Origin of the sequence: Tateyamaria sp. Alg231-49 (genome assembly GCF_900143535.1) — a bacterium.
Classification (GTDB): Bacteria; Pseudomonadota; Alphaproteobacteria; order Rhodobacterales; family Rhodobacteraceae; genus Tateyamaria.
The window spans coordinates 581,232-602,475 of sequence record NZ_FRFA01000001.1 but is presented as its reverse complement, the minus strand read 5'-3'; the positions used below and the strand labels follow the sequence as shown (position 1 = coordinate 602,475).

At 54.6% G+C, this 21,244-nt stretch carries 22 protein-coding genes and 3 tRNA genes; 19 read left to right on the top strand and 6 right to left on the bottom strand.

The features are described from left to right. Nucleotides 1-56 precede the first annotated feature (56 nt). The 3 genes from DHN60_RS02920 (at nt 57) to DHN60_RS22575 (ending at nt 3,344) form a co-directional block, all read left to right on the top strand. Entirely contained in the window at nt 57-1,148 is a 1,092-nt protein-coding gene (locus DHN60_RS02920) for an alcohol dehydrogenase family protein (protein WP_108835931.1), read from the top strand. 287 nt (nt 1,149-1,435) lie between these two features. Then, nucleotides 1,436-2,152: a hypothetical protein gene (locus DHN60_RS02915; RefSeq protein WP_234423497.1), complete on the top strand. Its 717-nt coding sequence runs from the start codon at nt 1,436-1,438 to the stop codon at nt 2,150-2,152. Nucleotides 2,153-3,197: 1,045 nt separating this feature from the next. Continuing rightward, entirely contained in the window at nt 3,198-3,344 is a 147-nt protein-coding gene (locus DHN60_RS22575) for a hypothetical protein (protein ID WP_234423496.1), read from the top strand. A 96-nt stretch (nt 3,345-3,440) separates the two neighbouring features. On the opposite strand, the gene DHN60_RS02905 is transcribed toward DHN60_RS22575, so the two are convergent. After that, on the bottom strand, nt 3,441-4,049 hold the full coding sequence (locus DHN60_RS02905) for a thermonuclease family protein (protein WP_108835722.1): 609 nt from the start codon (nt 4,047-4,049) through the stop codon (nt 3,441-3,443). A gap of 239 nt (nt 4,050-4,288) precedes the next feature. Between DHN60_RS02905 and tgt the strand changes: the two genes are divergently transcribed. Beyond that, the gene (tgt, locus tag DHN60_RS02900; RefSeq protein WP_108835930.1) at nt 4,289-5,416 is read left to right on the top strand and encodes a tRNA guanosine(34) transglycosylase Tgt; all 1,128 of its coding nucleotides are present in this window, start codon (nt 4,289-4,291) and stop codon (nt 5,414-5,416) included. A gap of 302 nt (nt 5,417-5,718) precedes the next feature. On the opposite strand, the gene DHN60_RS02895 is transcribed toward tgt, so the two are convergent. Continuing rightward, complete coding sequence (locus DHN60_RS02895; RefSeq protein WP_108835721.1) at nt 5,719-6,108, bottom strand: DUF4149 domain-containing protein; 390 nt, start codon at nt 6,106-6,108, stop codon at nt 5,719-5,721. A 319-nt stretch (nt 6,109-6,427) separates the two neighbouring features. On the opposite strand from DHN60_RS02895, the gene lon reads away from it, so the two are divergent. The 10 genes from lon to DHN60_RS02840 all read left to right on the top strand — a co-directional run bounded on the left by lon (nt 6,428) and on the right by DHN60_RS02840 (nt 14,562). Continuing rightward, nucleotides 6,428-8,839 (top strand): endopeptidase La, encoded by a 2,412-nt coding sequence (gene lon / locus DHN60_RS02890; protein WP_108835720.1) that lies wholly within the window; start codon nt 6,428-6,430, stop codon nt 8,837-8,839. 156 nt (nt 8,840-8,995) lie between these two features. Continuing rightward, entirely contained in the window at nt 8,996-9,442 is a 447-nt protein-coding gene (locus DHN60_RS02885; RefSeq protein ID WP_108835719.1) for an HU family DNA-binding protein, read from the top strand. Nucleotides 9,443-9,503: 61 nt separating this feature from the next. Beyond that, nucleotides 9,504-9,578: transfer RNA gene (locus tag DHN60_RS02880), tRNA-Val, on the top strand. A 513-nt stretch (nt 9,579-10,091) separates the two neighbouring features. Beyond that, nucleotides 10,092-10,706: a site-specific integrase gene (locus DHN60_RS02875; protein ID WP_159089093.1), complete on the top strand. Its 615-nt coding sequence runs from the start codon at nt 10,092-10,094 to the stop codon at nt 10,704-10,706. Nucleotides 10,707-10,874: 168 nt separating this feature from the next. Next, nucleotides 10,875-11,114, top strand: coding sequence for a helix-turn-helix transcriptional regulator (locus DHN60_RS22960; protein WP_368773170.1), 240 nt, complete (start codon nt 10,875-10,877; stop codon nt 11,112-11,114). Then, nucleotides 11,107-11,568, top strand: a complete 462-nt coding sequence (locus tag DHN60_RS22955) for a hypothetical protein (RefSeq protein ID WP_108835717.1) — start codon at nt 11,107-11,109, stop codon at nt 11,566-11,568. The genes DHN60_RS22960 and DHN60_RS22955 overlap by 8 nt, the downstream gene beginning before the upstream one ends. After that, on the top strand, nt 11,565-12,599 hold the full coding sequence (locus DHN60_RS02860; RefSeq protein WP_108835716.1) for a hypothetical protein: 1,035 nt from the start codon (nt 11,565-11,567) through the stop codon (nt 12,597-12,599). Before DHN60_RS22955 ends, DHN60_RS02860 begins: the two co-directional genes overlap by 4 nt. Next, nucleotides 12,596-12,976: a hypothetical protein gene (locus DHN60_RS02855; protein WP_108835715.1), complete on the top strand. Its 381-nt coding sequence runs from the start codon at nt 12,596-12,598 to the stop codon at nt 12,974-12,976. The genes DHN60_RS02860 and DHN60_RS02855 overlap by 4 nt, the downstream gene beginning before the upstream one ends. A gap of 47 nt (nt 12,977-13,023) precedes the next feature. After that, nucleotides 13,024-13,161 carry a hypothetical protein gene (locus DHN60_RS02850; RefSeq protein WP_159089091.1) on the top strand — a complete coding sequence of 46 codons (138 nt, stop codon included), beginning with the start codon at nt 13,024-13,026 and terminating at the stop codon, nt 13,159-13,161. A gap of 360 nt (nt 13,162-13,521) precedes the next feature. After that, nucleotides 13,522-14,562 (top strand): IS110 family transposase, encoded by a 1,041-nt coding sequence (locus DHN60_RS02840; RefSeq protein WP_108835712.1) that lies wholly within the window; start codon nt 13,522-13,524, stop codon nt 14,560-14,562. Nucleotides 14,563-15,010: 448 nt separating this feature from the next. Here the strand turns inward: DHN60_RS02840 and DHN60_RS02835 are convergent, their stop codons facing one another. The 3 genes from DHN60_RS02835 to DHN60_RS02825 form a co-directional block, all read right to left on the bottom strand. Then, entirely contained in the window at nt 15,011-15,364 is a 354-nt protein-coding gene (locus DHN60_RS02835) for a hypothetical protein (RefSeq protein ID WP_108835711.1), read from the bottom strand. A 138-nt stretch (nt 15,365-15,502) separates the two neighbouring features. After that, complete coding sequence (locus tag DHN60_RS02830) at nt 15,503-16,222, bottom strand: hypothetical protein (RefSeq protein WP_108835710.1); 720 nt, start codon at nt 16,220-16,222, stop codon at nt 15,503-15,505. Next, a complete protein-coding gene (locus tag DHN60_RS02825) occupies nt 16,219-16,752 on the bottom strand; it encodes a hypothetical protein (RefSeq protein ID WP_108835709.1) in 534 nt (177 codons plus the stop codon). Before DHN60_RS02825 ends, DHN60_RS02830 begins: the two co-directional genes overlap by 4 nt. A gap of 967 nt (nt 16,753-17,719) precedes the next feature. On the opposite strand from DHN60_RS02825, the gene DHN60_RS02810 reads away from it, so the two are divergent. The 5 genes from DHN60_RS02810 (at nt 17,720) to DHN60_RS02790 (ending at nt 20,249) form a co-directional block, all read left to right on the top strand. After that, nucleotides 17,720-18,292, top strand: a complete 573-nt coding sequence (locus DHN60_RS02810; RefSeq protein ID WP_108835707.1) for a histidine phosphatase family protein — start codon at nt 17,720-17,722, stop codon at nt 18,290-18,292. Between the two features lie 47 nt (nt 18,293-18,339). Further along, nucleotides 18,340-18,415, top strand: a tRNA-Val gene (locus tag DHN60_RS02805). A 219-nt stretch (nt 18,416-18,634) separates the two neighbouring features. Continuing rightward, on the top strand, nt 18,635-19,573 hold the full coding sequence (locus tag DHN60_RS02800; RefSeq protein WP_108835706.1) for a pirin family protein: 939 nt from the start codon (nt 18,635-18,637) through the stop codon (nt 19,571-19,573). Between the two features lie 20 nt (nt 19,574-19,593). Continuing rightward, nucleotides 19,594-20,097 carry a GNAT family N-acetyltransferase gene (locus DHN60_RS02795; RefSeq protein WP_234423495.1) on the top strand — a complete coding sequence of 168 codons (504 nt, stop codon included), beginning with the start codon at nt 19,594-19,596 and terminating at the stop codon, nt 20,095-20,097. 75 nt (nt 20,098-20,172) lie between these two features. Further along, nucleotides 20,173-20,249: transfer RNA gene (locus tag DHN60_RS02790), tRNA-Asp, on the top strand. An 87-nt stretch (nt 20,250-20,336) separates the two neighbouring features. On the opposite strand, the gene DHN60_RS02785 is transcribed toward DHN60_RS02790, so the two are convergent. After that, nucleotides 20,337-21,194 carry an alpha/beta fold hydrolase gene (locus DHN60_RS02785; protein ID WP_108835704.1) on the bottom strand — a complete coding sequence of 286 codons (858 nt, stop codon included), beginning with the start codon at nt 21,192-21,194 and terminating at the stop codon, nt 20,337-20,339. Nucleotides 21,195-21,244: the final 50 nt, after the last annotated feature.

The following is a 21,244-nucleotide window of genomic DNA, read 5'->3' as shown; positions in this document are numbered from 1 at the left end:
GTCTGATCAGATGACCCGGGTCTCGGAACACAACGGTGCGTATCAAGGCAGATGACATGAGTGCAAAAGAAATGATGGCCGTCGTAACCACAGGAAACGGTGGGTACGAAAAGTTGGTCTATCAATCAGTCCCAATACCCGTGCCCAAGTCAGGAGAGGTTCTGCTGCGCGTGCTGGCGGCGGGCATCAACAATACAGAGATCAACACGCGTCTGGGTTGGTATTCGTCCAGCGTGAAAGGGGACACTGCTTCGACCGCGACGACCCAAGAGGCCCATGCGGAGCAAAAAGCCGATGGGGGCTGGAATGAGGCCACCCCGTTTCCATTGATCCAAGGTACCGATTGTTGCGGACGGGTTGTGCAAACAACGGATCCTGCTGATGACGCGTTGTTGGGCAAGCGTGTGCTGGTCCGCGCATGTATGCGACCCAACGGCTACGATGTTGCAGACAACGTCTGGATGGCGTCCGATTTTGATGGCGCGTTCGCGCAATACGTCAAAGTGCCCTCGAAAGAAGTTTTCCCGATCGAGTGCGATTGGTCTGATGAAGAACTGGCAACGATTCCGTGTGCCTATGGAACGTCCGAAAACATGCTGCATCGTGCAAATGTCGGGCCGAATGACTTTGTTCTGGTGACAGGCGCGTCCGGTGGTGTGGGCTCGGCAACGATTCAGCTCGCCAAGCGACGAGGCGCGACGGTCGCCGGTGTCACAAGCCCCGACAAAGCCGGCCAACTTCGCGATTTGGGGGCAGATATCGTCGTTGAACGCGGCAGTGATTTCGTCTCCAAACTGGGAGAGAAGAGTGTCGATGTCGTCGTCGACAACGTGGCTGGCCCGGGCTTTCCCCAGCTGCTGAAGGTCATGAAGCCTGGCGGGCGTTATGTGTCGTCCGGTGCGATCGCTGGCCCCGTTGTAGAATTGGACATGCGCGACATGTATTTGAAGGACATCACACTGATTGGCTGCACTGGCTGGGATGAGCCGGTTTTCCCAAATTTGATTTCCTACATCGAACGCGGTGAAATTCGCCCCCTTCTGGCGAAGTCCTTTCCGCTCAGGGACATTGCTTTGGCGCAGGCAGAATTCCTGAAGAAAAAACACTTTGGAAATTTTGTACTGACACCGCCCGCGCCATCGGATTGATCGCGTTTCCGGCTCGCGTACAGCGCCGGACTGACCCGCGCCGCACCCTGACTTATCGCTCGTAACCGACGCGATCGTGTCGCGATTTCAATTGCGCGCCTTTCGGGGGGGATGTGTAGTTTAAACGGACACTTCACTGCACGGATGAGCGCATGCAACACCCCGCATCTGACTTAATTGACTACACTCGCTACCCAATAGCCACTCCAGGGCTGGCGAGAAATCAAATCGTTGAGGACGTCCGTGCCGCTCTTGAAAAGGATGGCTGCGCGGTTCTGAAACGCTTTTTGACCCCGACAGGAGTTGGGTGCGCAGTCGCCGAAGCGGACGCCGTTTCTGACAAAGGGCACCGAAGTTACTCCAGAACAAATGCCTACTTCACTGCTGATGATCCAACGCTCTCACCCGACGATCCCAGACGCCGGTTTTTCGACAGATCCAACGCCTTTGTTGCGGCGGACAATTTCCTATCAGATGGCGTGTTGCGCACCGTCTTCGACAGCGATGGGTTCGATGAGTTCATTCGAGAATGCCTGTCCGAGCCAACGGATCGTTTTTTTCGATATGCGGACCCGTTGGCCGATGTCATTGTAAACGCAGCAGCCGAAGGAAATGGCTTTCCCTGGCATTTTGACACCAACAATTTCACAGTTAAACTTGCACTTCAGAACGCGGATCGTGGAGGCGCGTTTGAGTATGCCCCGATGATACGTGACAGTCGAAACGAAAATTTTGACGAGGTTTCAAAGGTGTTGGACGGAACTTCGGACAAGGTCGTCTCGCTACAACTCGAACCGGGTGATTTACAACTGTTCAAGGGGCGGTATTCGCTGCATCGGGTTGCCCCACTTGAGGGGGAAACACCGCGCTACGTTGCCATATTTTCCTATGTCGAAAGGCCCGGTATGGTTGGTAGTGTCGAGCGGACGCAGCAACTGTACGGCAAAACGCTCCCCATTCACCACGAAAGAAGTGGAAGCCGGGGTGATGCTCTAATCGATTGATTAAGGATGGAAAACGGGGCGCTTTCCATCAATCCGACGGTTGATGGAGGTGTCCCAAACCGTTTTTTATGCGGCGCCGGGAAGAAAGGGCCCTAATACATCAACCAATAAGTAGTCGTGCAATCAACAAGACGCAGATTACGATCAAGCACCCGTACACGATTTTGCGTCTGCGCTCACTGCGCTCTTCCAACAGTTTTGCGGAAAACTGTTCAAAGAAGTGAGTATCTGACGGATGGTTGGTTTCGCTAAAGCCTAGACTTTGAGAGCTTTTCATATGGTTCTTCCATTACTGCACCCAGACTGACGTGTCCGGATTAAAGGGGCCGTGCGGAGAACAACCGCACGACCCGAACTCGCTAACATTCAAACGTTGGCCAAACGGGATGATGTCTGGCCAACATACTCAGACAATTTAGTTAATTGTTCGTAGCTTATATTAATCGGGGGCTCGCACAGCGTGAAACTGATTAAATTAGTTTATTTTAGCACCACAAATGAAACGACGATGGGTGATAAAATTACCCTCTCTGCGGGAAACTAAGTGGCCGATAAAAGTTCATTGTTGCCGCTGAACTTTGGTCTGCCCCAATGTCGCCATATTTGGGCACTGGGCTGGCTTCGCCTTTCGCAGCAGCGTTCAAAAACGCTGCATGAACAGACAAGGCGAGCCCTCATTGTTTCGAAAATCAGCCTTGTGCCGTAAAAACCACAATCGTCGCCGCCACAAGCAAAAAAATCGTAACAGGCCCCCAAAAGGTGTCCTTCTGGCTGCGCGGTGTGGTCCAATTCAGCAATGTCATTGCGGATTGCAACATGGGTGCGGCCCATGCCGCCCGGTCCGGCCAAAAGCCCGCGATCGAACCATGGTCAGAGCCTTGGCTGCAATCAAAAGATCGAAATGCCTGCTGCGATACGGTTCTTTGTCGGAAGCGGCGCATGGTGTCGGCCGCGCTGGGGCACGATCGCCGACGGCGCGCCGGTTACAAGAGCAAACAGAAGTCCAATTTCGCCAAGACATGAGATCCAATAGATTTACCGCAAGATGTCGATCATCGTTTTGGAACATCTGACAGAGGATCGCTGCGATCAGACTGGCGGAAACAACTTTACTACAGGTGCCGCGAATTGGCGTGATACGCAGATGCAGTACACTCTGCCTGAATGCCCGTCGTGCGGACAAAGCCGCTAATTTTGCAGGGAAGGACGAACAGCAGCAACTTGTCTGGACCGTGAAATGTCGCGCTGTCGTCGAAAGCATGACGGGTGGAGCATTTAGTAAACGGTCTCAAGCCCTCCGCTGCTGGTCCTCAAACTGATGCCACATGTCCATGCGGCCCTTTTGTCGGGCGTTGGCGAGGAATAGTTTCTGGCGAACATCGGGCATTTCAAGATGACTGTATTTCTTGCCAGAGAATTTTGGCCAGTCAATTGCCAAGCCCATTTTGACCATTTCAGCGGATAAATCTCGGCCATCGGGCAAATAACATTTGGCGACGGTCCGGCCGTAATGATCGACTTCTGTAACCTCGACACGGATGGTGTGACCTTTGCAAAGCCTGTGCAGGGCCCATTTGGCCTTTTGTCCATAGGGATGGTTCAGCTCCGGTGCATCAATACCAAACAGACGGATTTGTGTTTTTTGAACCTTGATGGTGTCGCCATCAGTGACCCAAGCTGCGCCTGTCAGAATGCGCGGTTTGCGCAAGTGTTTGGCACCGCGTTCGTCAAAACGGTTTGTTTGGCGCCTAGTGCTGGGCTCAGGACGAGTTGCACGTGTTTGCTTGGGTTTGTGCGCCGAAGGCTTGAACGGCTCAATTACATCGTCACGCCGCGCGTTAACCACCAACAGCCAAACAACGGCAACCAAGATAGCAATGCCAATGACGAACTCCATTTTCGCATTCCCTTTTTTGCTGCGCTCTCAATTTTTCTAAAGACAGGACGGGATGTCCGCTTTCGTCTGAGCGCCACATTTTTTGGATTTCCGGCCAAAGGGGGCGAACTATGAACCTTTGAGGAATGTCTCTCTCGTGCGCAAAGCACTCTGCGTTGTCGGCGTATCGCACACCTGTCATGGCTTGGCACCGGACGGGCAGAGGGGTATCAGGGCGCTTCACTGGCGGCGAGGGCGACATGACAGGCTTTTCCTTTGATCTCAAAGGCACCGACGGGCGGGCCCGGACGGGTGTGATTTCCACCCCTCGGGGCGACATTCGCACCCCTGCCTTCATGCCCGTCGGCACCGCTGCCACGGTCAAGGCGATGCTGCCCGGATCGGTGCGTGACACCGGGGCTGACATACTGCTGGGCAACACCTACCACCTTATGCTGCGCCCCACCGCCGAGCGGATCGATGCCCTTGGCGGTTTGCACAAGTTCATGAACTGGGATCGCCCGATCCTCACCGATTCTGGCGGGTTTCAGGTGATGAGCCTCGCCTCGTTGCGCAAGCTCACCGAAGAGGGCGTCACCTTCAAATCACACATTGATGGGTCCAAACACACGCTCAGCCCGGAACGGTCTATGGAGATTCAGCGGCTGCTTGGTTCAGACATTGTGATGTGTTTCGATGAATGCCCAGCCTTGCCGGCAGACCGGGACCGGATCGCCGAAAGCATGGAGCTGTCGATGCGTTGGGCCAAACGATCGCGCGCAGCCTTTGGGGACAGGCCCGGCCATGCGCTCTTTGGTATCCAGCAAGGCGGGCTGGAAGAGGATCTGCGCGGCCAGAGCGCCGAAGCCCTGCGCGAGATTGGCTTTGAGGGCTATGCTGTCGGCGGTTTGGCCGTTGGAGAGGGGCAGGAGGCGATGTTTGGCTGCCTGGACTTTGCGCCCGAACAATTGCCCAAAGACAAGCCGCGCTACCTGATGGGGGTGGGCAAACCCGACGATATCGTGGGCGCTGTGGCGCGCGGCATCGACATGATGGATTGCGTGCTCCCGTCGCGGTCGGGGCGTACGGGACAGGTGTTCACCCGCCACGGCGTGCTGAACATAAAAAACGCGCGGCACCAGAACGATCCGCGCCCCTTGGATGAAAACTGCACCTGTCCGGCCTGTCGCGGGTATTCGCGGGCCTACCTGCATCATGTGTTCCGCAGTCAGGAGATCATCTCGTCGATGCTGCTGACATGGCACAATCTGCATTACTATCAGGAGCTGATGCAGGGCATGCGGGATGCGATTGCGGCAGGCACGTTCGAGGCGTGGCAGACATCTTTTCATGACGGCCGTGCGATAGGCGACATTGAGCCGATTTAATGATGGTGCCGGGGGTGGTAGAACAGAATGCGATCCTTATTCTCTCATTATGATTGAATACACTTTGCCGTCCAACACCTTGTAGTTGAATAATAAAGCGCTGAGGTTGCATGAACGGCAGTCCATGGGGATGAGGAAGGTGGCTTCCAAGGTAAGGAATACCCCCATCGCGGCACTTTTCGACTCACCCTAGGCTAAAGATGTTCACACCTTGGGGAAGGATCGTCATGCCACTTGTTCTGTTTTCTGCGGTATGGTTCGCCGCGTCTTTACTGGCGGTCCTGACCCTTGTGTGAACTGCGTTAGGCCAGCAACACAACTGCCCAACCTGCCACACCGATTTGCACAAGTTGAATTGCGACAGACACGCTGTGCAGCCATTTAAACGAGGTTTTGTCGCCACTGTCTGTCGCCGCGTTGATCTGCACCATTAAAACCTGACGGGCATAGGCGGTGCTCAGTGCAATCGCAATCAACAGGAAACCGGCGACTGCATTCACAAACAGGGTGGCTAATCCGGCAAGTGAGGCGGTTACTATTACCCAAAGATAATAAAAGGGAAAAGCGCCTCGAATGCCCTTTCGGGCGACTGGGGCGTCAAAAACATTGAACAGAACCGCCGCAAATCCGAATGAAAACAAGGTCATGCCACCGAACAGCAGCGCAGTCAGCAACATGGCAACGGATATCATGGCATTCTCCTTTGTTGTGCTGTCCTACGTAAAGCACACGCCGGAGTTTCAAGTATTCGTGAGGGACGCATTGACGCATGGGGCACGGCAGTTATCCACATTTTGTGGCGAGATGGGCATCGGCCCCCACAGAGAGTGGTCTTTTTATGTGGACAAACCCGCTGATCCCATTGCACCTGCCGCGCTGTCACGGCACACTAACCCTTGAAACCGGGGCGCAAAGGCCACAGATCAAGCAGTCCTAACACGAAATAGGAGACGGGGACAGGTTGCCGCCAAGCGGGGCCACGCCGTCTTGCCACTCAAAAGGAAAAAACGCATGCAAGAGCCACTCAACGCCTCTTATCCGGTGCTGCCGCTGCGCGATATTGTCGTCTTCCCGCACATGATTGTGCCGCTGTTCGTGGGACGTGATAAATCAGTGCGCGCTTTGGAAGAGGTGATGGCCGATGACAAGCAGATTCTGCTGTCGAGCCAGATTGACCCTTCGATCGACGATCCTGACTCGGATGGCATCTTTAAAGCGGGCGTGCTGGCGAATGTACTGCAACTGCTTAAATTGCCCGATGGTACCGTAAAAGTGCTGGTCGAGGGCCAAGCGCGTGTGCGCATTACGGAATACCTGGAAAACGATAACTTTTTCGAGGCCCGCGCCGAATATCTGTCGGAGATGCCCGGTGACATGGCCACGACTGAGGCGCTGTTGCGCTCGGTCGCTGAAGAGTTCGAGCGCTATTCCAAGGTTAAAAAGAACATTCCCGAAGAGGCGTTGACCGCCGTCGGAGAAACCTCCGAGCCTGCCAAACTGGCCGATCTTGTGGCCGGGCATCTGGGCATCGAGGTTGAGCAAAAACAAGACCTGCTTGAAACGCTATCGATCAGCGAACGGCTTGAGAAAGTCTATGGCCTGATGCAGGGCGAACTGTCGGTTCTGCAAGTCGAAAAGAAGATCAAGACCCGCGTGAAATCTCAGATGGAGAAAACCCAGCGCGAGTATTATTTGAATGAGCAGATGAAGGCCATTCAGAACGAGCTGGGGGATGGCGAGGACGGCAAAAACGAAGTTGCTGAACTCGAGGCGAAAGTTACTGAGACCAAGCTGAGCAAAGAGGCCCGTGAAAAGGCCGATGCCGAGCTTAAAAAGCTGAAAAATATGTCGCCCATGAGTGCTGAGGCGACTGTTGTGCGCAACTATCTCGACTGGATGTTGTCCATCCCGTGGGGCGTGAAGTCTCGCGTGAAAAAGGACCTCGGGCGCGCCGAGAAAATTCTCGACGACGACCACTATGGCCTTGAAAAGGTTAAAGAACGCATTGTCGAATACCTTGCCGTGCAACAACGCAGCAAAAAGATGAAAGGTCCGATCATGTGCTTGGTCGGCCCTCCTGGCGTGGGTAAAACCTCGCTTGGGAAATCTGTTGCCAAGGCGACGGGGCGCGAATTCATTCGCATCAGCCTTGGTGGTGTGCGTGATGAGAGCGAAATTCGTGGGCACCGCCGAACTTATATCGGCTCCATGCCTGGCAAGATCATTCAGGCGCTCAAGAAAGCAAAGACCACCAACCCGCTGATCTTGCTCGATGAAATCGACAAGATGGGGCAGGATTTTCGGGGTGATCCGGCGTCTGCGATGCTTGAGGTGTTGGACCCTGAGCAGAACAGCACCTTTGTCGATCACTATCTGGAGGTCGAATATGACCTTTCAAACGTGATGTTCCTGACCACGTCGAACTCCTACAACATGCCCGGTCCTTTGCTCGACCGGATGGAGATCATTCCGCTGGCGGGTTACACCGAGGATGAAAAAAGCGAGATCGCCAAGCAGCATCTCATCGAAAAGCAGGTCAAGAACCACGGGCTGAAGAAGTCTGAGTTCGAGCTGACTGATGAGGCCCTGAGCGACATCATCCGCTACTACACCCGCGAGGCGGGCGTGCGGAATCTTGAGCGTGAGATTGCCAAGGTGGCGCGCAAATCGCTGACCAAGATTGTTAAGAAAGAGGTTGAGGAAGTCTTTGTAACGTCCGAAAATCTTGGCGATTTTCTTGGCGTGCGCAAGTATCGCTATGGTTTGGCCGAACAGGCGGATCAGGTGGGTGTTGTGACCGGTCTGGCATGGACATCCGTCGGAGGTGATCTGCTGCACATCGAGGCGTTGAAACTGCCCGGCAAGGGGCGGATGAAGACGACTGGCAAGCTCGGCGATGTGATGAAGGAATCGATTGATGCGGCGGCAAGTTATGTCCGCTCGATCAGTCCGGAGATCGGCGTGAAGCCCACGCAATTCGACAAACTGGACATTCACGTACACGTTCCTGACGGGGCGACGCCAAAGGATGGGCCAAGTGCCGGGCTTGCGATGGTCACTTCGATTGTCTCTGTCCTGACAGGCATTCCGGTGCGCAGAGATATCGCCATGACCGGCGAGGTGAGTTTGCGCGGCAACGCGATGCCCATTGGGGGCCTCAAGGAAAAGCTTCTCGCGGCCCTGCGTGGCGGCATCAAGACTGTTCTGATCCCCGAAGAAAACGAAAAGGATCTGGCCGAGATTCCGGACAACGTCAAAGAAGGGCTCGATATCATTCCGGTCACGCACGTCCGTGACGTGCTGAGCCGCGCATTGATTGCCGAGCCTGACGCGATCGAATGGGATGAAGCCGCCGAAGAGGCCGCAGCGGCCGCGGCTGCCAGCACAGCGGCTGGCGGCGGAGCAGGGGCCACGGCCCACTGATCTGACCCAAATTGGACACAAAAAGCGCCCCGGTTCCTTTCCGGGGCGTTTTTCGTTGTGTGCCGTGTGCCTCGTTGTGCCAACTCAGGCCTAAATACATAGATTTTTGACCAAAATTTGGGTAAGAGGCTTCAACAGAAAAAAAAGAGGCAGGTCATGGCGAAATCGACAAGCACCACCCGGGCATCCAAAACCACAAAGGCGCCGCGCAAAAAGACCACGCCCAAAGCGGTAGCCGCGCCAAAACCAGAGCCAGCTGCACCGGCGACAGTCGTAGATGCGCCCAAGCCCGTCGTGTTGGGCCCGATGATGCGAAAACCAGAACTGATCAATGCGGTTGTCGAAAAATCCGGCCTCAAGAAAAAAGATGTGAAACCCATTGTGGAGGCCACACTTGCCGTTCTTGGGGCCGCCTTGCAGGACAATCGCGAATTGAATCTGCAACCCATGGGCAAAATCAAGGTAAACCGCGAAAAGATAAAGCCAAACGGCAAGGTGATGATCGCGCGCATCCGGCAGTCTAAAGACGCATTCAGCGCAACGGCTGATCCCGATCCAAAGGACCTCGACCCAGATGTGGCGCCGCCGACGGCTGCGGAATAATAGTTTCGTGCGGACGTCCTCTTGCCACTGTGCGATGCTCCGGCTAAGACGCGCGGGCTTTGGGTGATTAGCTCAGTGGTAGAGCGCTTCGTTCACATCGAAGATGTCAGGAGTTCAAATCTCTTATCACCCACCACTAACCCTCTTGTTAAATCAATGGTTTGATTGGTTCGACGTCGAGCCATGAAATCTTAGAAATTTCTGCCCGCTGCAAGTCCGCTGCATTGAATGCCCGCCATACGCGGGAGAAACAGCAGTGGCATCAATCTTAAAACGCCCGAGTGGGAAGTGGCAGGCGCAAGTTCGGACTAACGGAAGAAGCATTTCAAAGACATTCAGGACGCGAAAAGATGCACTGTCTTGGTCAAGAGAGATAGAAACAAATGCTGAGCGGAGCCACCTTCCGATTGATTTGAACATACTGAAGGGTGCTGTGCTTTCAGACATTTTGTTGCGCTACAGAGATGAGGTGGTTTCCCAAAAGAAAGCAGGGCGCAACGAGAAATGCATGATTGAAAGCATTCTGCGCGACGACGCATCACTATGCGGAACCAGACTGGATAGATTGAACACGAGGCAGTTCTCAGACTGGAGGGACCGTCGACTATTGCGAATGAAAGCTGCAAGTGTCTGTCGCTACTTGGGAGTAATGCAGCACGCGCTTGACATTGCTGAACGCGATTGGGGGTTTCCGTTGCCAACCAATCCCGTGCGAAAAGTGCGCAGGCCGGTGATACGCAACCGTCGAGAACGCAGGATCACACCAGATGAACGAACGGCTCTGCTGGATGCTGCCGCAAGCTATCGAAATCAGATGATCAGACCGCTTATTGTACTGGCGCTTGAAACTGCGATGAGACGCGGCGAGTTGCTGGCAATCCGATGGCCCGACTTCGACGCGCAACTGTCGGTGATACGTCTGCGAACATCAAAGAACGGTCACGCACGTACGATCCCGCTCTCACCGCTTGCGGTACGCACTTTGGAGTTATTGCGTTCACGCACAAATGCATGTTGTGCCAATGATCGTGTGTTTCCGATGAAGGGTAATGCTGTGCAGCTTGCTTGGTGTCGGATTGTTGATCGTGCGGGCATCGGCGACTTGCGTTTTCACGATTGCAGACATGAAGCAATAAGCAGCTTGTTTGAACGCGGTTTTTCACTGCCAGAAGTAGCTTTGATCAGTGGTCACCGGGATACGCGCATGTTGCTGCGATACACGCATCTCAACGCCGTCAACATTGTTGCGAAGCTGCATGCTTAAACTGGGATCGTCGAGAAGTGAGGCACAATGTCCCACAAGTAGCTGTTTGAAATATAGAAAATACTTTTGGCGATTTGACTGGGCAGACCCGATCGGCTACGATCTGACTTGATTTGAAGCGAGGATGACACGCAAAGGCAGATGTCACAGCTACCCTAAAAAAAGGTGATGCTGATGACACAGAACCAATCTCTTCGTTTGGAAGATGACCTTCTAACACCAGCTGCGGCTGCCTCACTTGTTGGGGTCAGCGTCAGCACGTTTAAACGGATGAGGCTCCGAGGAGACGGCCCTCAAGCCCTTCAGGTAACTAGCAGGACGTTTAGGTACAGACGCGCTGAAGTCGAGGCCTGGCTAGAACGTCAGGCGGTTCCTGTGGCCGTAAATCATGTGAACTGCCATGACTGAGGCGTGTTGGATCCTGGCGGCTCATGTTCACGCCCTCGAAACAGTGAAAACCGAGCAAGCTTTCATGAATGAGTTTGGCTGCATCTATGTAAACCGGTCACATTCGGGGGGCCGTCCAACATTCAAGTTTCGTGACCGCAAAGCGACAATCGCCCAAGCCATTGCCATGCCCACAAGAGGGCAACACACAAGGCATCTGTGCGGTGATGCAGCATGTGTAAACCCAAACCACCTGATCGTCGGAACACCGAGCGAAAACGCATTTGATGCATATGAACAGGGAGCGTTGGAACGCGGAGCAAGGCATCCGAAGGCCGTTGATTTAAGCAGCGAAGACGCAGCCGTAATTCGAAGGGATAAACGCCCGCAGCGAGAAATCGCGCGCAAGTGGGGGATTGCACAGTCAACCGTTGGCCAGATCAAGAGGCGTGAACGCCGGTGGGCAGAAGAATGACCGAAGCAGCGAAAAGCGATGGGGTGGCTACTTCACGTAAAAGAGACTTACTTACGTCAAGTAGCCACCCCTATTTGCTGATCGGCGAGCCGGGATGGATCGAATACCTTGCCCACCTTAACAGTAGGATCGGGGTGCTGACTTTCGAACCTTCTGTCCGCTTTGACAGTGCGGGTAATGCGAAGGTAACCGAAGAATTTGGCTCGCCCCGTTATCACCCAGTGACGGTGTCTGAATTCGCAATAAACATACAGTTATTGTTCAGCACTGATGCTGTTGGCGCGGTATTGCTTGGGATGACAAAGTTATTGTCATTCGCAGGACAACGTGAGCGAAAGCACGGGGTGAGTTTTGTAAGCGGGCAAAAGGTGCTCGATGCGCAGCACGTCCGCGCTGATCTTGAGCATCAACGCAATCACGTCACGTTGGTTCCCACACGCTGTATCGCGCCACCGGACTTCACGCTTGATAGGTTGGTGGGCGCGATGAACCCCGACATGCCTACGATGGAACAGCTAATGCGACAGGATGCATTGAACGGCTGGTCAGACGAAGCGCAGCGAATATTCAGTCAAGTCTTCGAACGGGCAGAGTGGACGCGTGTGCAGGCGAAGGAAGGCTTGGAGAAGGCGGTAAATCTTGGTTTGATCTTGTTCGCTGAGAGCGATGTGTCGGTGATGCACCCCGCGCACTTTGGTCAGATGCCTGCAGGGATGGTCAGCAGTGTTGCGCTGACTATGGATGCGCACCGGGCTGGTAACAGCTTGCTAAATGATGATGGGACCATTGATGGCACTCGCATCGCCAACGCGACAGAACCCGGTACGACGCAGGGCAGCAAGCGTAAGAAAACGCAAAGCTTGTCACACAATCAAAGGTTAAGAAAGCAACTTAAAAACAGGGATGAGCACATTGCGGCGCTCGAAGATGAAGTCGCGAAACTAACAGATTTGCTGGCTCTCGTAACGACGGAACAAGACAACGAAATCGAGGAGGATAGATGCCATGAGAGAAAGGAGTTGGGGAAATGAAAAGCAAGGCAGAAACAACGCTGACTACAAGCATCACGGAACCCATCGCACTCAGTGACGCGGGTGCAGTACGTGCGTTCGATAGCCTCAGCGTCGATGCGGCTACGTTGCTGATGGGCATGATCCGCGTGACCAGTCGCAAGGGCGGCGGTGAGGCAGTGATTGTACAGGCGGCAGCTTCGATGAAGATGGGCCATAACAAAGCGGTGCAAGGCTTTAATGAATTGCGTCGGTGTGGAGTGCTGCGACAACGCGAGGACGGTGTGTTGATCTTGCATCGACTGTTCAGCAGCTATGGGCATGAACTGGCCCGCCGAAAGATTGGCGTCGGTGGCTCAGTCGGCAACGTAGTTTCATTTGATCGGGAGTTTGCGTGATGGGCCGAACTCGACTGCTACGACAGCGTCCGCTCAAGGTGCGCAAGATGACAACAGCTGAGAAGATGCATCGGGGCCTTGAAAGAATAAGACGCAAGAAGGTGATCCGACAGATGGTGATCGAAAGCGCACGCAAACATGGAATTGAAGTGGAAGAATACGGGGATGCGGATGACGGAAACTGAGGCACAACCTGACGCGACGGAGCCGCAGCGACAACGGTCCCCAGGCATCACCCAATCGGCGCTGCATGATGCTACAACCGCGCCTGATCTGGTGCGCATGATCCGGTACGATGGCACGATTTACGCCCATGAATTCTGTCGTGTTTGCGGGATCAAGCCGAACACCCTACGCATGTCACGGTTGCGCGGGAAAGGTCCTTCATCGCAGCGAGTATCGAACAATCGCGTCGTGATTTCACTGCGGGATGCGGCGGCATGGTTGCAATCGACTGACATGGTGTGTCTGTGGGTGCCGCTCTCCTTGGGCAAACGAGGTACAGTATACTGGCCTCAATGAAGCAGCCACAATGGAGAACGACAATGGCATATTACGTTGGATTGGACGTGTCCGTCAAAGAAACGTCGATTTGTATCATGGATGACAAGGGTGTTGTCGCCGCGCGCACGGATATCTCAACAGATCCGGATATGATCGCGCAGTTTATTTCAAAGCACGCGTCAGAGGTAGAGCGGGTCGTTCATGAGAGCGGCATTCTGGCGATTTGGCTCACCCGCGAATTGGAGAAACGTGGGATGCCTATCATTTGCATAGATGCGCGCCTGGCGCACAAAGCGCTGTCGGGGCGGATTAACAAGTCCGATCAGGGCGATGCTGAAGGATTAGCCCAGTTGGCGCGAACGGGTTGGTTCACTCAGGTCCATATCCGCAGCGAAGCTTCAGAGCGCATGCGCGTCCTTATCGGAACCCGCGAGCGGTTGATCCGCATGCGCAAGGATCTCGAAGGTCATGTGCGTGGTGTGCTCAAGGTGTTTGGTATTTGCATGACGTCGGTTGCGCCGGGAAAGTTGCGAAAAGGTTTTCGGGATCAGCTAACCGCTGTGGCGGATGCGGATCCGGCGATTGCGATGATGTCAGAAACGTTCATACCTCTGCATAAGACGCTTTGCATTGCCCGAGACGCGCTGGACGACGAGGTCAGGACCATAGCGCGCGAAAGTAATCTAGCGCGCCGACTGATGACCGTTCCGGGTGTTGGGCCCATTGTTGCCTTGGCGTACATCGCGACACTGGACGATGAAAAGCGGTTCAGGAAATCGGTCGATGTCGGCGCGTTCCTCGGTCTCACGCCAAAACGCCATCAGTCCGGCGAGGTGGATTGGTCGGGTAAAATATCCAAATGCGGTGATTGCGATATGCGCCGATTATTATACTCAGCGGCGTCAACATTGATCAGTTGCACGAGGAAGCCCTCTCGTTTGAAAGAATGGGCAGCAAAGTTAGCCGAGCGCAAGGGGCACAAGAAAGCAGCCGTAGCCGCCTCTCGAAAAATTGCGGTCATCCTGCATAGCATCTGGCGAAACGAAACCGTGTTTGAGCCAAGAATGGAGGGTGCCAGCTGAGAGATTGAGATTTTGAATACCTGCCCGAGAGACAAGGGGTAGGTTCGACGTCCTCCGGGACGGAGGCAGATCGAGCCAGCCAACCGGCTGAGGTGGGCAACTCCCAACCTCGTGAGTGACATTTTGGCAGATCAGTCCCGTACGCCATCAGGAGGCAGGATAATCCCTGACCTCGTAGAGAACCACGGACCCGGAAGACACAGAACCTAACACACTTGACTTAACCACAGACAGAGAGCCGGTATGGTGCAGCGATCCGTTTGGCCGAGTGGTTGGAACAGCGGTGGCGAGAAGCTGAGCAGGAATATTGTCAGACCGAGGTCTCGGGCCTTGAGGGTTTCAAGCCAGTTCAATTGCCGAGGTAAAGTACACGAAACAGTTTTTTGAGTGTAGGCTCAGTGGCTCTTGGTGACCCATTTGCAAACGAGCAGTCCAACTTACGTTTTGATCAGTCGCAAAACTCTTCGACACGAGTTCGAATTTTGTTTCCAGGAGGGTAGTCGGTGAATTCATCCCTGCCTCCATCTTCCCAAAAGAAAATGCGCTTCTCGCAGTCGATGTCGAAATACGTGACGAGTACAGCGCCGTTTTCTACGAGATCATTTCCATCAACAAATTCTGTCCTGACCCAAAAACGGCCAGCTTCATTGTCAAACTGGAAGAACAAGTTCATGGTTGCTCCAGATTGGGCTTCTGTTACGCCCGTTTCAAGAAGTTCCCAACCGTCGGCAACCGCGTGATTACACAAGATGATACTCGTGAGGCAACATGCAGCTGCGCGAAAAAACAACGGAATTGGCATCTGTGGATCCTTTCAGCAAATTGTATCTCAACAGTCTTACGATCACGCTGCCTTGAGTGGGTCACAACATCTTTAGTCGGAGTGCGCCCCCGAAAAATAGTTCTGCTGGCGCTTGGTCTGAGCCACTACGGTATCTTGTCAATACTCGACAGTGAAGGTGCGAAGTGGGAGCAGCGCAAGGTCTGATACTTCTTCCCAGTAACCTGAGCGGGCCGAGCAACCAATCCATGTAGCCTTGCCTGATTGGTACGTAACGGCCTGCAAGAGCGTAAGGTGCTCAAGCTTTTCAAACGAATTGTAAACTACGTCAGCAAGAACATACTGAGCCTTGCTACCCGGCATCATACCAAGATCATGTTTTCGGATTTGAACCTCGTTGTACATTGCGAATAAGTCGGACCAGTATTCAGCATTGTATGCCTCTTTCGAGATCAAATCATCCAGCTCCTTTCTATGCATGCCTTCCAGAGCGGGAATGTACTGCAATACAACGTTGCAACTCATGCCGGATGCACTGCCAGAAACCAGCATGACTTCAGTTCCGCGCACACCCGCACTCACAATTTTCCAGTTGCTCGGGAAATTGAAGCGGAAACCATGTTCCTTGCTGACATACTGCGAAACCACACCATTGTTGTGAATTTCAGCATCCGTTTCACCATGCTCAGCTTGAGTTTGGCTGGAACGTCTGCCAGCTGCGCGCTCTGCGTGACCAGCTGCATTCGGAGCATTCTCCACAGCTTCATTTGCAAGCTTGTTCGCGAGCTTCGAAACCCAGTTTGCGGATGCGGGCTGCGCAGTGGTAATTGCAAATGCAATCGCCACACTGACAATCAACGAAACGGATTCTGTCTTCATTGCGCGCCTCTTGGCTTCGGGATGTATTTGTATGCAGGGTCTCGTTTTTGACGCTCAATTTCTGCATCTGACATTTTTTGCGCCTTCCCTTGCTCTGCTCGGGCTTTGGGTTTCTTCGGCTTCGGGATGTATTTGTAAGCTGGATCGCTCATCACTTTCGCTTGCGAGGCGAGGTAGTCTTGACCGCAATCGGATTTGACCGAAGCACCATTGTGATCTTCGGCGATCAAACCGCGCCGTTCGTCCTGAGCATACCGTAGTTTGCTACCCAGTTTCGTGATCCCGTACGCCACAGCTCCCCAGAAGCCAGCGGCCAAGATCATTCCGATCAACCATTCATCCGTTGGAACGCTTATGCGTGCACCAGTGTAATCAAGTGACCTGAGGACAAATTGATTGCCTGTGCTCGAAGCGGCAACAAGGCCTGCAAAAACAAATCCTACCCACTTCGCCTGAAGGTCTCGGAAAACAAATCCAATCATCAGCGGTATCGCAAGTATGATCACAAATGGAAGAACTGCACTTGTCATTTTAAATACTCCACTTTGAGAATGCGCTCCGTCGTAGCAGAGCCTCTGGGCGCAAAATTGCAGATGAGCAAAGCTGGGCGGCTAACACCAATTGATGTTAGCCTATCTTCCGATAACATTTGCTCGGCATTACACTCAGGACATGGGCAATGAGCTTCGGGTCTGCATTGGAGTTTGGGCCAATCTTTTTTGAATTTACGCCAAAAGCGGGTTTGCGCGGGACATTGGGCTTGCATGGAAAGGCCGACAATGCGTCGTCGCCTGTCTTGCTGCACACGCATGAACACACGTTTTGCATCGCATCTGTTGCAATGGCATACCGCAAAGGGGTGCACGTCCGACATCCCTCCCGCCAGACGCGCATCTAAAGCACCCGTGTTTTGCTTTTACGCGGGGGAGTGCTGGACAAGTGGGTGGCGGGTCAGTCGGTCACGGGCAATGCACAACTCGTGACAAATGCCTCAACGTCCGCACCGCGCACTTCGTTTGGTCAGCGTTATCAACGTGTTTGTCGTCGTTACAAACGACACGGCTGCACTTCCGCTGCAAGCTGCAATGAAATGGACGCAGAGAATAGATGACGACACTGCATGGATTGTTGCTCTGCGTACTGATGTGTGCGACATTACACAGCGTTGACATCATTGGGTATTCAGTGTCTCACGGTGACAAGCGGAAGTCTAGATTATGCATGAGTGTGTTGGGTGCAGCGCTTCGTTCACATCGAAGATGTCAGGAGTTCAAATCTCTTATCACCCACCAAAGCTCTCTCTAGATGCTTCTTGGTTTTGGCATTGAGTTGATTGGCCGTCCGACGCGGCGTTTACCCATTCCTTTGGATGATCCTTTAACTCCGAACATTTTTGCCATTGCGTGCCCTTGCGCGCGCCCTGATCCGTCGCCACAACGCCCTTGAACACCCTCGGGTCCCTGGGATCCATATCACGCCCACAACAGGAGAAAACTCGTGCCCTTCCATCCAATCTATGTGATGCGGCATGGGGAAACCCAATGGAATGCCGAAGGGCGGTTTCAGGGTGCATTGAACTCTCCGCTTACGGAACTGGGACAAGAGCAGGCGCGCCGTTTGGCGCAAGCGCTGGAGGCGGTGGATATCGATCAATTCGACATCCGGGTCAGCCCACAGGGGCGCGCATTTGAAACAGCAGCTATCGCGCTGGCCCGTCGGGCTAACTTTTTGCGCACGGATGATCGCCTGCGCGAGATCGAGGTTGGCGACTGGTCAGGGCAGGTGCGCGCCGATGTCACCCCGAGTGGGCTGGTGTTGGAAGACACACCAGACGGCCCCATCGCTCTTTACGAACATGCACCGGGTGGTGAGGGCTTTGCCGCTTTGCGGGCGCGCTGCACTGCATTTCTGGGCGATCTGACGGGTCCGACGCTTTGTGTGACCCATGGCATTACCTCGCGCATGTTGCGCACAGTCGCCATGGATCAACCTTCCGCGACTTTGGGCAGCCGTCCGGGTGGGCAAGGCTTGGTGCACGTTGTTGAAAACGGGATACACCGCACCTTGTAAAAGGGGGTTGCAGACCGGGACGTGCCTCGCATAGAACACCGTCAGGCGGGTCGTTAGCTCAGTTGGTAGAGCGCTTCGTTTACACCGAAGATGTCGGGAGTTCGAGCCTCTCACGACCCACCATTCCTTCTTGTCTTGTTTAGCGACAAAAATGGTTCTCTACGGCGCGTCGTAGGCTCAGAACGCACGCACCTCATGTTTACATCGTCCAGCGAACACCGCCTCGTTACATGGGGGTATTGCCACGCAATGTGCATAATCGCACAGGTTCCGCCATTTGGCGCATATTGCGTGCGCGGCTAGCTGCGCTACCTTTGTCACATACAACACAGGAGCCGTCAGATGAGTTGGAACCCAGTCCTCGATCCCGATTGCCCAAAGGGTGATGCGGTGGATGCCATTGAAACAATCATCGTTCCGCGTGCCCGTGATCTGGGTGGATTCGAGGTGCGCCGCGCGCTGCCAGCACCAAAGCGGCAGATGGTTGGTCCGTTCATTTTCTTTGATCAGATGGGGCCGGCGGAGTTTGTCACTGGCAAAGGCATCGACGTGCGCCCGCACCCCCATATCGGACTGGCCACGGTCACTTATCTCTACAAGGGCAAAATTCACCACCGTGACAGTCTGGGCACTGACAGTTGGATCGAACCGGGGGCGGTGAACTGGATGGTGGCGGGTCATGGAATCACCCACTCCGAACGCGCCGATGGCGACCTGCTGAAACGCCCGCATGATCTGTTTGGCATTCAGACATGGGTGGCCCTGCCAAAGGATGCCGAGGATGACCCGGCGGACTTTCAGCATGCGGCGAAGGACGATCTGCCGTTTCTGCAAGGTGAGGGCAAGGAAGTGCGACTGATCCTGGGCGATGCGTGGGGCGAACGCGCGCCGGTGCAGACGTTTTCTGAAATGTTTTATGCCGATGCCGTGCTTGAGGCGGGGGCTTCCATCCCACTGCCCGACAACCATGAAGACCGCGGTGTCTACGTCGTTGAGGGTTCGATTTTTGTTGCGGGCGAGACTTACGCAGCTGGACAGATGATGGTGTTTCGTCCGGGAGATTCAATGTCGCTTAGGGCAGGGGATGCAGGTGCGCGTCTGATGATGCTTGGTGGTGCGACGCTTGAAGGGTCACGCCATATCTGGTGGAATTTTGTGGCATCTTCAAAGGAACGCATTGATGCGGCCAAAGAGGCGTGGCGCGCCGGTGATTGGGCGCATGGACGGTTCAAGCTGCCTCCGGGGGATGAGGATGAATTTATCCCGCTGCCAGACAGGTGAAGGACATCCACATCCGTGCCATGGACACCGGCGATCTGGCGGCCGTCAGTGCGCTGCATCTGCGTAATTGGCGCGAAAGTTATGCAGGGCTCGTTGATCCTGCTTTTCTGGGGGATCCGGTGGTCCGGGACATGGCGCGACGGTGGGCACAGGTGCCATCGGTGCCTGATTTCGCTCTTGTTGCGATCAAGGACGATCTTCTGACGGGGTTCGCCCGGCTGTGCCTGGATCATCCGGATGGGCCGTTGCTGATGAGCCTGCATGTAGACACCCTCTATCGAGGGGCAGGATATGGGCGCGCGCTGTTTGAAGCCTGCGTGCGGCATGTCGTGCAGCAGGGGGGCGATCAGCTTTGGTTGGAGGTCTTGGCGGGAAACCAGGCCGCCCGCTCACTGTATGCGAGCTGGGGAGGAATGGAATCAGCCCCCTTCGAAAGCAGTATTTCCGGGGTCGCGGTCACGTCTGTTCGTGTTTCGTGGCCGTCTGTTTACCGGCTGATTTCAGTGTCCGGGAAACCTTCTTAACAAAATTGCACCTTTTGCATCAAAACCCCGCTTGACGAGGGCGGGCCCGCGCCATAATACGCCAGAACGCAGCGGGCGGTTGTAGCTCAGTTGGTTAGAGTACCGGCCTGTCACGCCGGGGGTCGCGGGTTCGAGCCCCGTCAACCGCGCCACTGCTGCGAGAAAAGCCGCTCCTCTCACGAGGGGCGGCTTTTTCATTTGGGGATGCAGTTTACGAGTTAGGAAACTGGTGCATCAAATCAAAGTGTCTGGGCGCGCAGGAATTCGAGCAGGGCGTACACCGTCTCTTTGGGATTCGTGTCGGGAAAAAAGTGACCCCCCGGCAGTCCCGCGCTTTGCATATCGCTCAAACGATTCTGCCATGTCGCAGGCACGTCGTATGCCTGCCCCATAGCTCCGTCCGCACCGTATAGAACAAGTGCCGGCACCTCGATCTGTCGATCCAAGTCACGCGCATCCAGATCAAAATCCACATCAATCCCGGCGCGGTAATCGTTACACATCGATTTGATGCAAGCTGGCGATCGCCAGGATTTGCGATAGGCCTCTAGCGCTGACGGGTCGAAGCCCTCCATGCCTCCGCCCCAGCCCGCAAGACAGGATTCGAAATAGGCATCTGGGTCATACCCGATCAGGGTTTCGGGAAAGGGAGTGGGTTGGGCCAGAAAGAACCAATGGTAATAGGCACGCGCGACGTCTTGGGTCAGCTGATCAAGCAACAGATGAGTGGGTACGATATCCATCAGAGTCAGGGATTTGACCATTCCTGAGTGATCTAGCGCCAACCGATGCGCCGTCCGGGCACCTCGGTCGTGGCCGACCAGATGGAACTGTTCAAATGCCAAATGTTGCATCAACGCGACTTGATCGTTGGCCATATGTCGAAAGCTCATGTCCTGCATCGCATCAGGTTTGCTGCTGTCGCCATAGCCGCGCAAGTCGGCCGAGACGACTGTGAAACGCTCTGCCAAGGCCGGAGCAATCGCGTGCCACATGGCGCGGGTTTGCGGAAACCCGTGCAGCAACAGGACAGGCGGGCCATCGCCTATGACGTCATAGGCGATTGTGATGTCTTCAGGCGTGGTGAAATACGGCATGACGACCTACGTTTTTGATATGCACAGGTGCGCGCCCCGCGACTTTATCC